Below are 14418 nucleotides of genomic sequence, written 5' to 3'. Positions count from 1 at the left end.
CCTTGATGGGAGGGGATAAGAGGGGAGGGTGACTTATCCTTCACCCCCTCCCAACCTCCCCCATCAAGGGGGAGGAGTTAAAAGACAGCGCAGCAAGCTGCGGGGTATTAAACCCGAGAGAGAATAAAAACGGAGTTTTTCAGCAAGCTGATGAACCTCTCCCCGGCCTGAAGGCCGGGGTATCGGGAAACCGTGAGGCGATATTGCCTCCGCTACGCCAGCTTACGCTGGCTTCGCTACGGGCGGCCATTCATCCCCGGCCTTGAAAGGCCGGGGGTTTCTGACCGTTTCTCTAAATGGAATAAAGAAGCTGCCTGGAAGAAAGATAATCTCCCCTGCCCCTCTTCAAAAAAGAGGGGCACCAATTTTCAAATCAAGTCGTTGTAGGCAACCTCTAACAATTAGAGATTTTTCCCGCTTTTCCGGAAGGCCTGGAATAAAAAGCGGAGCATATATGACAATATGTGAGCATTTTTATTACCGTAACTACGCAGAATCCGGGTAAAGCTCAATTTTTTCAAGCTTGCCCTTGAATCAATTCTTAGCCCTCAGCCACCCCAGCTCCCTCGCGCTCAGCAACCCCTCGTCCCCAGCGATTATGTAATCGTGCACGAGTATGTCTATGGACGAGGCCGCGGCGTCTATCTCCGCGGCAAGCCCCCGCTCCCCTGCCGCGGCAACTGCCTTCCCCTTTTTCGAGTTCACAAGTATCATCGACCTGGCGTTGTGGCTGAAGGCCTTCCTGATGACCGTCTTGGGGGAAACCGGCTCAGAAGCCTCTCCCATCGACTCCACTCCGAGGACCTCGTTCTTGGAGTTCAGATAGAGCGCGAAAAGGCCCTCTTTTCCAGCGCCTTCCGGAGAATCTCGCAGCACCCTCACGGCGTCCTTCGGGGAAGATACGACCCCCCTAAAGGAGGTGCTCCTCTCCGAAAGATATGCCCTGGCCGCCTCCCTTACGAGCGCCAGCAGGAGGGCGCTCGCCTCGCCGAGACCGCTCGCTTCCTTGAGCCTCTCCGGAGAGGCCTCCAGTACCCCTTTAAGCCCCTTGAACTCCTTAAGCAGCTTTTTGGCAAGGGGCTTTACGTCCCTCCTCGGGATGGCGTAGGCAAGGAGGAGCTCTACGGCCTCGTAGTCGTGCAGGCCCTGGAGCGAGGACTTGAGGAACCTCTCCTTGAGCCTTTTCCTGTGGCCTGACGCGGGGTGGTTTTCGGCCATCCTGTCATTCCGTCTTCAAGGCCTTCAGAAACGGCTTTATGAGGTCCATGGGCAGCGGGAAGAGTATGGTCGAGTTCTTCTCCGCGGCTATCTCGGTAAGCGTCTGGAGATACCGGAGCTGTAGCGATACCGGGTTCTTTGCGAGGAGCTCGGCTGCGTCGAATATCCGGGTGGCTGCAACAGCCTCGCCTTCCGCGTGGATTATCTTGGCCCTCTTCTCCCTCTCGGCCTCGGCCTGCTTTGCCATGGCGCGCTTCATCTCCTCGGGTAGGTCTATGGCCTTGACCTCGACTATGCTCACCTTTATGCCCCAGGGGTCGGTCTGGCGGTCGAGTATCGCCTGTATGCTCTTGTTTATATTCTCCCTTTCGGTAAGGAGCTCGTCGAGCTCGGCCTGTCCGCAGACGCTCCTCAAGGTCGTCTGGGCAAGCTGGCTCGTGGCGTAGAGGAAGTTCTCTATCGCGATTACGGCCTTGTCCGAGTTCACCACCCTGAAATAGATGACCGCGTTCACCCTCACCGAGACGTTGTCCTTGGTTATGACCTCCTGCGGAGGCACGTCCATCGCGACAGTACGTAGGCTCACCTTCATCATCTTCTGGATGCCGGGGATGAGAAGTGTCAGCCCCGGCCCCTTTACGGCCTGGAACCGCCCGAGGAAGAATATTACGCCCCTTTCGTACTCGGGTAGTATCTTTACAGCGCTCCATAAAAAGAGCACCGCCAGCGCAATCAGTACCAGCGTACCCGCGCCTATGCCGAAGTCCATGTCCATTTACCTCCCCTTTCTTTCCGCCCTTGATATCCGAATGGTTTTAACAGCTTGCTGAAAACTCGTTTTTATTCAGGCAAAAAGTCCAAGATGCAAGGAGTCGAAAAATGAGGAATGAGGCGTACTTTCCTGTACGCCGGAGTTGCCAATTTTGAAGACGACGCATTCAAGGGCTTTTTGAGCAGCCTGTCAGGCTTTCGTCACCTTGAGCAAAAGCCCCCTCACCTCGACCACCCTGACCTTTTCCCCGACTATTAGAGGCACATCGCTTACGGCGTTCCAGTACTCGCCCTCGACGTAGACGCTCCCTTCCTTTTCATCGCCCCCGAAGTCCCCTGAGGCGACCCCCACCGAGCCGACGAGGGTGTCGGTCCCGCTTACGGGCCTTCTCCTGTGCACCCTTACCGCGTAGAGCATGGCGCCTATTACGACGGCGGTCATGAGTATCACTGCCGGGAGTATCACCCAGATGGAGATGCGGAAATACGGCGCAGGCGAATCGAATAGCATGAGCGACCCCAAAAGTAGAGAAACGACACCGGCTATCGCAAGAAGCCCGTAGCTCACGATCATAAGCTCCAATATGAAGAATATCACGCCGAGCCCTATGAGGATGAACCCGGCGTAGTTTACCGGGAGCGTCTGGAAGGCGTAGAAGGCGAGTATGAGCGAAACGGCCCCTATGACCCCCGGATAGACCGCGCCCGGGTTAGAGAGCTCGAAGTAGATGCCTATGAGCCCGAGTATCATGAGTATATAGGCGACATTGGGGTTGCTTATGGCCCCGAGTATCCTGTAGCGTAGGTCCATCTCGACCTCGACCACTCGGCTGCCGCTTGTTGAAAGCGCCCTCTCGCCCGCTATGGTCTCGACCTTCATCCCGTCGAGTTTCTGTATGAGCTCGTCCCTGCCGGCGGCCAGTATGTTTATCACCCCGAGGTTAAGGGCCTCCTCGGCGGTGATGTTCTTCGACTCCCTTACCGCCAGCTCCGCCCACTCGGCGTTCCTTCCCCTCTTGGCGGCTATGCCCTTTATGTACGCGACCGCGTCGTTCTCGACCTTCTCGGCCATGGTCTCGTCCATTTCCCCGCCCATTGAGACCGGGTGCGCCGAGCCGATGTTCGTGCCCGGCGCCATTGCGGCTATGTCCGCGGCATAGGTCATGAAGACCCCGGCGGAGCCGGCCCGCGAGCCTGCCGGGGCCACATAGACCACAACGGGCACTTCAGAGGCGAGCATGGCCTTTACGATGTCCCTCATGGAAAGGTCGAGTCCGCCTGGCGTGTCGAGCTGAATAACGACGGCCTCGGCGTTTCTCTCCGCGGCATCCTCGAAATTGTCCAGGAGAAAACCTGCCATGACCGGGTTCACGACACCCTCGGCCTTTACGTATAGGATTTCTTTTGCTGACGAATGGGAAGGGAACGCCTGTATGAGGATGGCGGCAGCAAGGAGGAGGAGGGGCCTTAAGAGATTTGCCATGCCCCGATTTTAGCAGGAAAAAGGGCGGGTTTCAATCGGAACCGGCTGAAACGGGCCCGTGAGGTCCGGCTTACCATCCAAGCCTCACTAATTGCCCGGTTTGTGTATTGCTTCGCGATTTGGCAATCCATCAGTGGATCGCCTAGCAGGGTGTTTTCCAACACCCTGCTAGGGCCTTACCGCCCTTATGAACCCCTTCAGGTGTCCGTGCGCCTCTTTTTTTCGCTGACCGGACTTGAGCATCTCCTCGGGCGAATAGGTGGCCATGAAAACAAGGCCGTTCTTTTCGAAAGGTTTGCCGGGCGCCTCATCTTTTTGAGAGAAGACCCTGACCGCATGTCTTCCCATGAGAAGCACTGCCCCTGGTTTTATTGCCGAAAGCCTGCGCTCCAGGGCCGCCGCTGCTGCTGAGGCGGCCTCTTCCGCGCTTATCCTGCCTCTCTCAAGGCATTTACCGGACGCGATGATGCGGAACGAACCAGGCTGAGGGGCATCGAGCTCGCCCGAGAGCCATTCGAGCATTCGGAGGAACTGCTCCATTTCTTCCGGGCGGAAGGCTTCCAAAGGCCTTTCGGACGCCTGGCCTTTGACGGATACAGGCGCCCCCCAGATTACCGCAGCGCATTTCTCGCGGCTGTCGGCGATTTCCCAGCACCCGAAAATGGCCCCTTCCCAGGAGGCGTGCAAGGGGCAGGGGCTTATTGCCGCAAACTCGCCTGGCCCGCACTCCCCGCATTCCATGGCAACCGGGCCTTCCGGGCAGCGCAGGGCAGTGGCACCGGCAAAGGGGACTATCGACAGCCCGGCCTCTCCGAGGAGCTTAAGCCGGGTCCGGAGCGAATCCGCGACCTCCCTCAATTCGAGGGCAATTGAAGCGTCGTCTCTATCCTGTGGCATCATTAATATCTACTGGGTGCCTCTAAAAATTAGAAATTTTTTCTGAGGTCGAGGCAGAGGCGGAAATAAAAGCGGAGCATATATGTGAATATGTGAGCATTTTATTTCCGCCTCAACGAAGAGATCAGAAAAAAGAACAATTTTTAGAGGTAGCCTACTATCTTTTTTTCCGCTTTACAACGGTTAATCCTTTCTATAGCATATAACTATATGATTTTAATAGCCATAATGACAATTATCGCAGTCCTCCTCCTTCCGGGTGAGGCACTCGCGTGGGGGCCGGCAACGCACCTGGAGGTCGGGAAGACAATACTTGAAAATACAAAGCTCCTCGTCCCGCCCATAAGGGCGCTCCTCCTTGCCTACCCATATGACTTCCTCTATGGGAACATCAGCGCTGATATCGTGATAGGGAAAAACCTCGTCGAAGAGCTCAAGCACTGCCACAACTGGAAGGTCGGCTTCAGGCTCCTCAGGAGGGCCGAGACCGATTCCCAGAAGGCCTTTGCCTACGGGTATTTGAGCCACCTCTCGGCTGATACCATAGCCCACAACCATTTCATCCCCGAGATGATGATAAAGAGCTTCTCGGCAAGGAGCCTCCGCCACATATACTGGGAGATGAGGTTCGACGCGCTCGCTGAAAAGGGCATATGGCAGCTTCCCAGGAAGTTCATAAAGGAAGTCCACCGGGACAACGACCGACTGATGGGCGAGACCATCGAGGACACGCCCCTTTCCTTCCGCACCAACAAGACCATATTCTCGAGCATGCTGATGCTCCACAGGTTCGAGCAGTGGCACAAGATGCTGGGCCTACTCTCGTCCTCATCCAAATGGGCCTTGAGCAAGGAAGAGAAGGAACGGTACTTCGCCATATCGGTCGACAGCGTCATAGACCTCCTCACCTTCTCACACAAGGCGCACTGCATAAGGAAGGACCCCACCGGCAGGCATTCCCTCAATGCCGCGAAGTTCATAAGGAAGAGGTTGAAGACCATCCAGAGGAGCGGCAGGGATTGGGAAACAGCCATGGAGAGCGCGCTCAAGTGGGTGAGGATATGAGCCAGGGAAGCTCTGATAATTCTATTTCTTGTCATTCTGAGCAGGACGAGGCGAGACAAGAATCTATTAGCCTTGTGCAAAAACCTTTTAGCGCGCTGCCGCGCTCTTTTCGGGCATAAGGCTCCGCTCTCTTTCCGCCTCCATCCTCCGGGCTCGGCCCTTATGTCGCTCGGCCCATTGAGGGCCGAGCTCCTGCTGCCCCGCCTCGCCCGCCCCTCCCCCAACCTTAGGTTCGCTCCGCCTTATGCCCCTGGGTTGTTTGGAAAGACAAAAACCGAGCGGCGCTTCGCGCACCTTTATTTTGTATTCAACAAACCCCGGAGGGTAAGGCGAGCAAGCACATAAGATAGGTGAACGTGGACGGGCCGGAATGGGGAGACGGATAGCAACGAGGACTTACCCACATACCGCACGGCAGTGCGGAAAAGGCCCTTTTGCATATACTTAAAAACTCGGCAGGGCAAATATCTTTTTACCTAAGAGTCTCCGGCAGGAGAATTTCCGGGGCATGGACTAACAGGCTTTCCATCTGAATTCAGTGGATCATCTTTTAAGGCCCGCCGCCAGGTCCAGAATCCTCTCCGCGACCTCGTCCTTCATTAAAGGCGGCAGGACCGCCTTCTTCCCGTCGCGGTCGATGAGGGTCACCTGGTTCAAGTCGCTGTCGAGCCCTGCTGGGGTGTTGCCGACCACGAGGTCGAGGTTCTTCTCCTTGAGCTTCTTCCTGGCGTTCTCCTCAAGCGCGTCGGTCTCGAGCGCGAACCCCACGAGGAGCTGGCCTTCCTTCTTGTGCTTCCCCATGTATTTCAGCACGTCGGGCGTCCGCTCCATCTCAAGGGAAAGGGTCTTTGCCTCCTTCTTTACCTTCGTGGGATAGCTCTTCGTGGGCCTGTAATCGGCGACCGCGGCGGCCATTACGACTATCGTCGACTGGGCAAAATGCCTTTCGCAGGCATCCAGCATTTCCTCTGCGGTGGTCACGGGCACATGCGTGATGCCTGCGGGCTTCGGAATGTAAGTAGGGCCTGAAACGAGCACCACCTCCGCTCCCCGCCTCCGGGCGGCCCTTGCGACGGCATAGCCCATCTTGCCGGACGATGCGTTCGAAACGTAGCGCACCGGGTCTATTGCCTCGCGCGTGGGGCCGGCCGTAACGAGCACCTTCTCGCCCTTAAGGTCCTTTGGGCTCAGGGCCTCCATCGCTGCGTCGAGTATGTCCTCCACCTTTGCGAGGCGTCCCTTGCCCTCATAGCCGCAGGCGAGCGCCCCCTCTTCGGGCCCGATGAAGCGATATCCCGCCCTCTCAAGCTTCCTTACGTTTTCCATTACGACAGGGTTCTCCCACATCCGCGTATTCATGGAAGGGGCGAGGAGTATCGGGGCCGAGGCGGCCATCGCTATGTTCGTAAGAAGGTCGTCGGCTATTCCGGCAGCGGCCTTGCCGATGAAGTTCGCGGTGGCCGGGGCGACTATGATGAGGTCGGCCTTTTGCGCAAGCTCGATGTGGCTTATCCTGGCCTCTCCAATAGAATCGAAAAGCTCCATCGAGACCGGGTTGCAGCAGAGGGTCGACAGGCTCAAGGGGCTTATGAACTCGGCCGCCGACCTCGTCATCACTGGACGGACGACAGCCTCTTCCTTCACGAGAAGGCGCGCAAGCTCGAGGGCCTTGTAGGCCGATATGGCCCCTGTAACGCCAAGGGTGATCTTTTTAGCCTTAAGTAAACTCACGTTGCGCCTTCACGAGGACGCAAGAAATGGCTTCATACTGCGTTGTACTCCTCGGAAAATCATCGACGTACCTGAAAGTACGCCTGCGATTTTCCTCGTCATTCGCCATTTCTCGCGGCGTTTTTTACCCTCCCACTTGAAGGGGGAGGGTAGGGTGGGGGTGAAGGGATTTCACCCTCCCCTCTTATCCCCTCCCATCAAGGGAGGGGAGGATTAGATACCCGCGCTTGCGGCGGGGCAGTTCATTTGCAGTGGACCCAACCGCCTGAGTGAATATCCCCCTTTTCTAAAGGGGAAAGTAGGGGATTTATTAATGGTGCGCATAGCGCACGCTACGGATAATCTCCCCTGGCCCCTCTTTAGGAAAGAGGGGCCAGCAAATTGCCTTTCTTACTTTACCCTTTTGACTCCAGCGATAAAAGGGTTTATCTCCCTCTCTTCGCCTATGGTCGACTCCGGGCCGTGGCCGGGAAGCACCCTCACATTATCACCGAGCGGAAGTATCCTCTCGAATATGGAGTCCATGAGCTCATCCATTGAGCCGCCTTCGAAGTCCGTCCTTCCGATCGAGCCCGCGAAGAGCGTGTCCCCTGTAAAGAGGACGCCCTCCTTCTCCATGTAAAGGCATACTCCGCCTTTCGAGTGCCCCGGCGTGTGTATCACCTTGATGCTCAGGGGGCCGAACGAAAGAAGGACCCCGTCCTCCAAATAGATATCCGGTTTCGGCTGCTTCGGGGTCTTCAGGCCGAACATGACCGCCTGCTCGTGGGCGTATTCCAGAAGGGGCTCGTCATCCGCGTGTATGGCTATCTCGGCCTTCACCGCGGATTTCAGGAGCCCGTTCCCGCCCACGTGGTCGAAGTGGCCGTGGGTGTTTATTATATACCTGACCTTCACGCCCTCCTTCTTAAGGGCCGCCTCTATCTCTTCCACGTCCCCGCCCGGGTCTATAACGGCCCCCTCGCCGCTATCCCTGTCCCACACGATATAGCAGTTTACCTCGAGCGGCCCGACGGGCAATGTCAGGATCTCTGCCATCCTTTTATCTTCTCCGCGTATTTGTTTACGAGCGACCGGGCCGCCTCTTCGGTCGAGGCCTCGGCCACAAGGTTGAAGTAGGGCATGTCCTGGCTCGGGTATGCCACCAGCCAGTCCTCGCCGAATTTTATCTTTATCCCGTCGAGGAGCACGGTATCCAGGTCCCGCGAGTCCTCGGCAAGCCTCCTCATCACCATGCCCTTGCTCTCGAATGAGCATGATACCCTGTCCTTTATTATAATGGAAGGCGGTATCTCCCTCATGAGCCTGTGTAGCCTCGTGCCGTGCTTGGAGAGCATCTCAAGCAATTTCGCTATCGCGTACATGCCGTCGAAGTTCGGCTGGAAGTCCGGGAATATGAAGCCGCCGGACTGCTCTCCCACGAATAGCGCCCCTTCGCTTGCCGCGGCCTCCATCTGCCCCCTCGGGGTGGTCTTTGTCCTCCGCACCTCGAAGCCGTAGGTCTCGGCCATCCTGTCTATGGCGCGGGAGGCGGTCACCGGCACCGCTATGTGCCCCTTTCGCCCGGCGTCCTTGTTGAACTTGAGGACCAGGAGCGTGACTATATTGAGCGCCGTGTCGCCGTCCAGGGCCTCGCCGGTCTCGTCGAAGAGAAATACCTTCTCCCCGCCCGCGTCGAGGTAGAAGCCCATGTCAGCGTCAAGCGAGCGCACTATCGACGACAGCTGGTCCATCGCCCTCTGGAACTCCTCCGGGCTCTTGGTGGTCTTGCTGCCGTCGAGGTTCGCGTTAAGGGCTATGACCTCGCAGTTGAGCTTTCCGAGTATGTAGGGGAATATCCGCGATGACGAGCCGTAGGAGTAGTCCACGACGAACCTGAACCCGGCCTTCGAGATGGTCTCCGAGTCTATCATGGAAAGGAAGCCGTTCTGGTACGACTCGAAGCCGTGAACGGGGAAGCTCATCTCGCCCGTCTCCTCCATTGGGGCGCGGAGGAAGTCCTCCTTGAAAAAGAGCTTCTCTATCGTCTTCTCGTATCCGGGGTGGAGGTCGAGGCCCTTGCCGTCGAAGAACTTCAAGTCGACGAGCTGGGGGTCGAAGGGCGACCTCCTGGTGTGCACCCCTCCGGCCTCGGTCCCGCTCCTCGCCAGGAACCTCACGACCGGCATGGGCGTTACGCCGTAGTCGTGTACGTTTACGCCCGTCGAGAGTATGCCCGTCATTATGGCCCTGTTTATCATCCTCGAGGTCTTGTGCGCGTCCCTGCTGGTCGACACTGCCGCGCCCTTCTTGAGGGAGGCGCCGTAGGCGGCCCCTAGCTTGGCCGCGAACTCCGGCGAGAGCTCAATGTTCGCAAGCCCCGTGACGCCGTAGGTCGAGAATATGTTCCTGCTCCACTTCTCGCCCCAGATGAGGCTCGAGGCGAGTGTCGCGTCGTCCTCGACCACCTTGTATGGCCATACCTTGACGTTTGCCTTTATTGTAGCGTTCCTTCCTATCCGGCAGTGGTCGCTCACGATCACGCCCTCGGCCAGGTGCGCCTGGTCGAGTATCTCGCTTCCGCGCGCGACCACGTTCTCGTGAAGCGACGCCCCGTGGGCCACTTTTGCCGAGTCCCAGACTACGGAATCGAGGATTACCGCGCCCTCCTCGACTATGGAGCCGGGCCCGATTATCGAATTCGATATCCTGGCCTCGGCCCCTATCCGGCAGTTCTCGCCTATGATTATCGAGCCTTCGAGCTTGGCGGTAAAATCTATGCGCGAGCCCTTGCCGACCCAGAGCCTCCTGCCGTCTATCCTCTCGCCCGGCACCTCGACGTGGACGGCCCCCTGGAGGATGTCCATGTTCGCGGCCCTGTACTCCTCGAGGCTCCCGACGTCCTTCCAGTAGCCCTCGGCTATGTAGCCGTAAAGGGGCTCCTTCTTGTCGAGCATGAGAGGGAAAAGGTCCTTGCTGAAGTCGAACTCCCTGTCGGCGGGTATGTAGTCCAGGACCTTCTGCTCCAGGATGTATATGCCTGTATTTATGGTGTCGCTGAAGACCTCTCCCCAGCTCGGCTTTTCGAGGAACCTGACGATCCTGCCCTCCTCGTCGGTTATGACTATGCCGAAGGGGAGCGGGTTCTCTACCCTCGTGAGGACTATCGTTGCCGCGGCCTTCCTCTCCCTGTGGAAGCTTACCGCCTTCTGGAGGTCTATGTCGGTAAGCACGTCGCCGCTTATGATGAGCGTCGTCCCGTCCCCGCCCATCTTCCTCATGGCGCTCCCGACGGCTCCGGCTGTGCCGAGGTCGACGGTAAGCGTTATATAGTCGAGCTTCACCCCGAAGGCGCTCCCGTCCCCGAGGTGGCCGGATATCATCTCGGGCTGGAAATAGAGGAGCGCGGTAAGGTCCTTTATCCCGTGGGATTTGAGGAGCTCGATTATGTGCTCCATCATGGGCCTGTTCGCCATCGGCACCATGGGCTTCGGGAGGTTGTTCGTGAGGGGGCGGAGCCTGGTGCCGAACCCGCCAGCCATTATGATGCTTTTCAAGCTCTCTCCTTGGGTTGAAATGGTATTGAAGAAGGCCCGGGCCTCGAAGCAAGACCCCGGGGCGACAGATTCAGAACTAAAAACTCACGCACGGAACAGGGCTGAACGTCATGGAAGGCTTGAAAGCCTTTGGATTTTACCATATCTGACCGGGGCGTCAAGGAAACCTGAAAGAAACCCCTGTCCAGGCCTCATGCCAGGGAAAAACCCGGCTTCACTTGAGATTGGAAATCAAAGTATAATCGGATAAAGGGGGACTTGATGCGTATGGGACGCGGTTCCGGGGCGCATAACTCCGTCCCGGACGTGATAAATTTCCTTTGACTTTCTTTTCCCCCATGTGATAATGATTTCCGGTTGCATGGGCCGTCCCCCTGAAAAATCAGCAGGTAAATCAAAGGCAAGGGGGACTTATGCCTGAAGACAACGGCCGGGGTTTTTACAAGGGCCTCGCCATGCTCGCCTCGATGGGCATAGCGATGGTGGTCTCGACGGTCATAGGACTGGCCATAGGCATATACCTTGACAAGTTCTTAGGCACCAAGCCCTGGCTCACGATAATATTCCTGCTTTTCGGCATAGCCGCGGGTTTTAAAAACATGTACGAGACGGCCAGGAAGTATGGACTATAGCCGGGAGACAGCGGACACAGAGGCATTCTCAGCAACGGTTTCCCTTAAGCTCCTGGGCGCGAACCTGGCGGCTTTCATCGCGGCCTCCGGCCTGGCGCTGGCCTTTGCAGGCACGCACGCCTTCTTTGGAATAGCAGCCGGGTTCTTCATCGGGACAGCGAGCACGCTCTGGCTCCTTAGGATAGCCCGGAAGGGGGTCCGCATGGACCCGGAAAAGGCCGGCAGGTTCATCCCCGCCGCGTACCGCCTTAGGTTCGCGGTGGTCGCGGCGCTTCTCGCGCTCATCATGTATAAAGGCGTCTTGAGCCCGTGGCCCCTCATCGGGGGCTTTTTAGGATCAGCTTTGATAACGGTATGCACGACGATATACCTTGCCAGGGAGGAAGCTTCACATGCATGACACGATAGTGCCGACCTTCGGGCTCCACGCCCATACAGCCTTCACGATATACATAACCATAGGGCTCGCGATATTCTCGCTGCTTCTCGCGAGAAGGCTCGCGCTGGTGCCCGGCAGGGTCCAGTCCATAGTGGAGCTCACCGTGACCTCCTTCGAGGGCATGGTCGACGAGACAATGGGGCACAAGGGCCGGAAGTACTTCCCCTTCATAATGACCTTCGCGATATTCATCTTCATATCGAACCTCCTCGGCATGATACCCGGGCTTCTCCCGCCGACCGCGAACCTCAACACCACGGCGGCCCTGGCGCTGATCGTATTCGTCGCAACGCATATAATCGGGGTCAAGGAGCACGGGCTTAAATACTTCAAGCACTTCACGGGCCCGGTCTGGTGGCTCATGCCGCTCATGATACCCATAGAGATAATAGGCCACCTCGCGAGGCCGGTCTCCCTCTCGCTCCGTCTTTTCGGGAACATCATGGGCCACGAGCAGGTGGTGGCCGTCCTCCTGATACTCATGCCGCTCGCCTACCCGCTGCTCGCTTTCTCGACGGTGCTGGGCGTGCTCGTCATTTTCATACAGGCGTTCATCTTCGCGCTCCTCTCGATGATGTACATAGGGGGCGCGCTCGAAGAGGCGCACTGATATTTAGAATGGAGCAGCCTCTAAAAAATTAGAGGTTTTTCCCGCAATCGAGGAAGGCCGGGAATAAAAAGCGGAGCATGTATGACCATATGTGAGCATTTTTATTCACGGCATGACGCAGAGTGCCGGGAAAAGATCAATTTTTAGAGGTTGCCTGGATTTTTTCAAAGGGAGACGACGCCTTACCCTGGCGCCGTACGGGGCCGGGAGTCAGCCGGGGAAGATGGCAATCCCCGGCCTGTCCGACAGGAGGCCATGTGGTCAGGCGGAATACGGACTCCCTAATCTCAAGGAGGTAGTCAAAGATGAGGAAGTACGCGGTAACGGCAGTATTGGCTTTGATAGCCGTCGTCGTCGGCTCCAACCTGGCTTTTGCGCAGGAAGCGGCCGCTGAGGGCGGAAGGAGCGCGCTCGTGCAGGCCGCCATATTCATCGGCGCCGGACTCGGCATGGGCCTCGGCGCGATCGGGCCCGGCATCGGCATGGGTCACGCCGTAAGGGGCGCCCTCGAGGGCATGGCCAGGAACCCCGGCCATTCGAGCAAGATCATGACGACCATGCTCGTCGGTCTCGCCATGATGGAATCGCTTGCCATCTACGCGCTCGTCGTAGCCCTTATCCTCCTTTTCGTCGTCTAAAAAGAAAAGGAACACGGGAAGAGAAAGGGGCGGCAAATATGCCGCCCCTTTTTTTTCGCCATGCCAGCTGGCTTCTCCCTCCGCCTTTCCTTAACATATTAAAATCACTATTAAAAACGCGACGGCCTTGACAAAATTCAACCTGCTCTTTATAATATTAGCACTCGGCAAATAAGAGTGCTAACCAAATGGAGGCGGTCATCTGATGTGTCTTCCTGTCGTAACAGATTCGGTCCAGAGCTATCTCGCTGAAGTGAGCCGTTATCCAATGCTCTCAGCCGAGGACGAGTTCCGGGTAGCCGAGCGCTACTATAAGACCAGGGCCATCGAGGACGCGCACAAGCTCGTCACCTCGAACCTGAGGTATGTCGTCAAGATCGCCCTCGAGTTCAGGAACTACGGGTGCAGGCTCGCCGACCTCATACAGGAAGGCAATATCGGCCTCATGACGGCCGTCAAGAAGTTCAACCCCTACAAGGGCTTCAGGCTCATCACCTACGCGACCTGGTGGATACGGTCGTTCATACAGGACTATATACTCAAGTCAAGGGGGCTCGTAAGGAAAAGCACCAAGGCCCTCAAGAAGAAACTCTTCTACAGGACCCCCGCTCTCGCGGACGGGACCGCAGGGGGAGACCTCTCCTATGCACCCCATGACGACATTGAGCTCAAGAGCGACCTCTCGCTGGACGCCCCTGTAAGGGACGACAGCGCAACGCACCTCGATCTTCTGAGGGACGAGGGGCCGGGCCCTCTCGAGGCCGTTGCCCGGAGCCAGGAGAGCCTCATTGTCAGGGAAGAGGTCTCCAGCGCCCTCGCGCTCCTTAACGAAAAGGAGCGGTTGGTCGTGGAGAAAAGGCTCATGTCCGACGAGCCCGAGAGCCTGCAGGTCATAGGCGACGCCCTCGGGATAACGAGGGAAAGGGTCCGCCAGATAGAGAGCCAGGCTATGAAGAAGCTCGAAAAGTCCCTTGTCAGGATAAAGCAGGCGCTCCCGCAGGGCGCTTGATAGCCCAAGCTTTCTCCCTCTCAAAAAGCCCCTCCCCTCCCCTCGCCGAACGCATGGATAAGGTCTTTTCCCCCTCTATTAATGCCATGCTGATAAAAGGCCTTTTAACGCGCTGCCGCGCTTTTCGGGCATAAGGCTCCGCTCCCTTTCCGCCTACATCCCCCGGGCCCTTATGTCGCTCGGCCTTTGGCCTCGCTCCTAACAGCCCCGCCTCGCCCGCCCCTCCCCCATCCCTATGTTCGCTCCGCCTTATGCCCCGGGGTTGTTTTAAATGCAAATGGGGGAGGTGGCTGGCAAACGAGCCTTGCCCTCTAACCGCGCGGCAGCGCGTGAAATGGATCTTTTCCCCATTCCCGCCCGCCACTGACGATTTCCTTTGCAAGCTCGAT

At 57.5% G+C, this 14418-nt stretch carries 13 protein-coding genes; 6 read left to right on the top strand and 7 right to left on the bottom strand.

What is annotated here, in order from left to right; translation table 11 throughout:
* Positions 1-534: 534 nt before the first annotated feature.
* The 4 genes from QY316_02860 to QY316_02845 all read right to left on the bottom strand — a co-directional run bounded on the left by QY316_02860 (position 535) and on the right by QY316_02845 (position 4372).
* Entirely contained in the window at positions 535-1218 is a 684-nt protein-coding gene (locus QY316_02860; GenBank protein WKZ33363.1) for a JAB domain-containing protein, read from the bottom strand.
* A 4-nt stretch (positions 1219-1222) separates the two neighbouring features.
* Positions 1223-1993, bottom strand: coding sequence for a slipin family protein (locus tag QY316_02855; protein ID WKZ33362.1), 771 nt, complete (start codon positions 1991-1993; stop codon positions 1223-1225).
* A gap of 186 nt (positions 1994-2179) precedes the next feature.
* On the bottom strand, positions 2180-3472 hold the full coding sequence (locus tag QY316_02850) for a nodulation protein NfeD (protein ID WKZ33361.1): 1293 nt from the start codon (positions 3470-3472) through the stop codon (positions 2180-2182).
* A 168-nt stretch (positions 3473-3640) separates the two neighbouring features.
* On the bottom strand, positions 3641-4372 hold the full coding sequence (locus tag QY316_02845; GenBank protein ID WKZ33360.1) for a hypothetical protein: 732 nt from the start codon (positions 4370-4372) through the stop codon (positions 3641-3643).
* A gap of 225 nt (positions 4373-4597) precedes the next feature.
* Here QY316_02845 and QY316_02840 point away from each other — a divergent pair, with 225 nt between their 5' ends.
* Positions 4598-5434, top strand: coding sequence for a zinc dependent phospholipase C family protein (locus QY316_02840; GenBank protein WKZ33359.1), 837 nt, complete (start codon positions 4598-4600; stop codon positions 5432-5434).
* A 543-nt stretch (positions 5435-5977) separates the two neighbouring features.
* Here QY316_02840 and coaBC read toward each other — a convergent pair.
* The 3 genes from coaBC to QY316_02825 all read right to left on the bottom strand — a co-directional run bounded on the left by coaBC (position 5978) and on the right by QY316_02825 (position 10701).
* Positions 5978-7165 carry a bifunctional phosphopantothenoylcysteine decarboxylase/phosphopantothenate--cysteine ligase CoaBC gene (gene coaBC / locus QY316_02835; GenBank protein WKZ33358.1) on the bottom strand — a complete coding sequence of 396 codons (1188 nt, stop codon included), beginning with the start codon at positions 7163-7165 and terminating at the stop codon, positions 5978-5980.
* A 390-nt stretch (positions 7166-7555) separates the two neighbouring features.
* The gene (locus QY316_02830; protein ID WKZ33357.1) at positions 7556-8203 is read right to left on the bottom strand and encodes an MBL fold metallo-hydrolase; all 648 of its coding nucleotides are present in this window, start codon (positions 8201-8203) and stop codon (positions 7556-7558) included.
* Positions 8188-10701 (bottom strand): mannose-1-phosphate guanyltransferase, encoded by a 2514-nt coding sequence (locus tag QY316_02825; GenBank protein ID WKZ33356.1) that lies wholly within the window; start codon positions 10699-10701, stop codon positions 8188-8190. The genes QY316_02830 and QY316_02825 overlap by 16 nt, the downstream gene beginning before the upstream one ends.
* 413 nt (positions 10702-11114) lie before the next feature.
* On the opposite strand from QY316_02825, the gene QY316_02820 reads away from it, so the two are divergent.
* The 5 genes from QY316_02820 (at position 11115) to QY316_02800 (ending at position 14029) form a co-directional block, all read left to right on the top strand.
* Positions 11115-11333, top strand: coding sequence for an AtpZ/AtpI family protein (locus tag QY316_02820; protein ID WKZ33355.1), 219 nt, complete (start codon positions 11115-11117; stop codon positions 11331-11333).
* Positions 11323-11733, top strand: coding sequence for an ATP synthase subunit I (locus tag QY316_02815; GenBank protein WKZ33354.1), 411 nt, complete (start codon positions 11323-11325; stop codon positions 11731-11733). Before QY316_02820 ends, QY316_02815 begins: the two co-directional genes overlap by 11 nt.
* The gene (atpB, locus tag QY316_02810; protein WKZ33353.1) at positions 11726-12382 is read left to right on the top strand and encodes a F0F1 ATP synthase subunit A; all 657 of its coding nucleotides are present in this window, start codon (positions 11726-11728) and stop codon (positions 12380-12382) included. Before QY316_02815 ends, atpB begins: the two co-directional genes overlap by 8 nt.
* A gap of 305 nt (positions 12383-12687) precedes the next feature.
* Entirely contained in the window at positions 12688-13020 is a 333-nt protein-coding gene (gene atpE, locus QY316_02805; protein ID WKZ33352.1) for an ATP synthase F0 subunit C, read from the top strand.
* A 205-nt stretch (positions 13021-13225) separates the two neighbouring features.
* On the top strand, positions 13226-14029 hold the full coding sequence (locus QY316_02800) for a sigma-70 family RNA polymerase sigma factor (protein WKZ33351.1): 804 nt from the start codon (positions 13226-13228) through the stop codon (positions 14027-14029).
* Positions 14030-14418: the final 389 nt, after the last annotated feature.

The organism is Thermodesulfobacteriota bacterium (genome assembly GCA_030583865.1).
Classification (GTDB): domain Bacteria; phylum Desulfobacterota; class GWC2-55-46; order GWC2-55-46; family GWC2-55-46; genus UBA5799.
The sequence above is the reverse complement of the archived record's forward strand: the minus strand, read 5'-3'. Positions and strand labels throughout refer to the sequence as shown.

What these genes read in the sequence shown, in the direction of transcription:
- QY316_02860 (WKZ33363.1), bottom strand. Translation starts at nt 1,218, where the DNA reads ATGGCCGAAAACCACCCCGCGTCAGGCCACAGGAAAAGGCTCAAGGAG.
- QY316_02855 (WKZ33362.1), bottom strand. Translation starts at nt 1,993, where the DNA reads ATGGACATGGACTTCGGCATAGGCGCGGGTACGCTGGTACTGATTGCG.
- QY316_02850 (WKZ33361.1), bottom strand. Translation starts at nt 3,472, where the DNA reads ATGGCAAATCTCTTAAGGCCCCTCCTCCTCCTTGCTGCCGCCATCCTC.
- QY316_02845 (WKZ33360.1), bottom strand. Translation starts at nt 4,372, where the DNA reads ATGATGCCACAGGATAGAGACGACGCTTCAATTGCCCTCGAATTGAGG.
- QY316_02840 (WKZ33359.1), top strand. Translation starts at nt 4,598, where the DNA reads ATGACAATTATCGCAGTCCTCCTCCTTCCGGGTGAGGCACTCGCGTGG.
- QY316_02830 (WKZ33357.1), bottom strand. Translation starts at nt 8,203, where the DNA reads ATGGCAGAGATCCTGACATTGCCCGTCGGGCCGCTCGAGGTAAACTGC.
- QY316_02820 (WKZ33355.1), top strand. Translation starts at nt 11,115, where the DNA reads ATGCCTGAAGACAACGGCCGGGGTTTTTACAAGGGCCTCGCCATGCTC.
- QY316_02815 (WKZ33354.1), top strand. Translation starts at nt 11,323, where the DNA reads ATGGACTATAGCCGGGAGACAGCGGACACAGAGGCATTCTCAGCAACG.
- atpB (WKZ33353.1), top strand. Translation starts at nt 11,726, where the DNA reads ATGCATGACACGATAGTGCCGACCTTCGGGCTCCACGCCCATACAGCC.
- atpE (WKZ33352.1), top strand. Translation starts at nt 12,688, where the DNA reads ATGAGGAAGTACGCGGTAACGGCAGTATTGGCTTTGATAGCCGTCGTC.
- QY316_02800 (WKZ33351.1), top strand. Translation starts at nt 13,226, where the DNA reads ATGTGTCTTCCTGTCGTAACAGATTCGGTCCAGAGCTATCTCGCTGAA.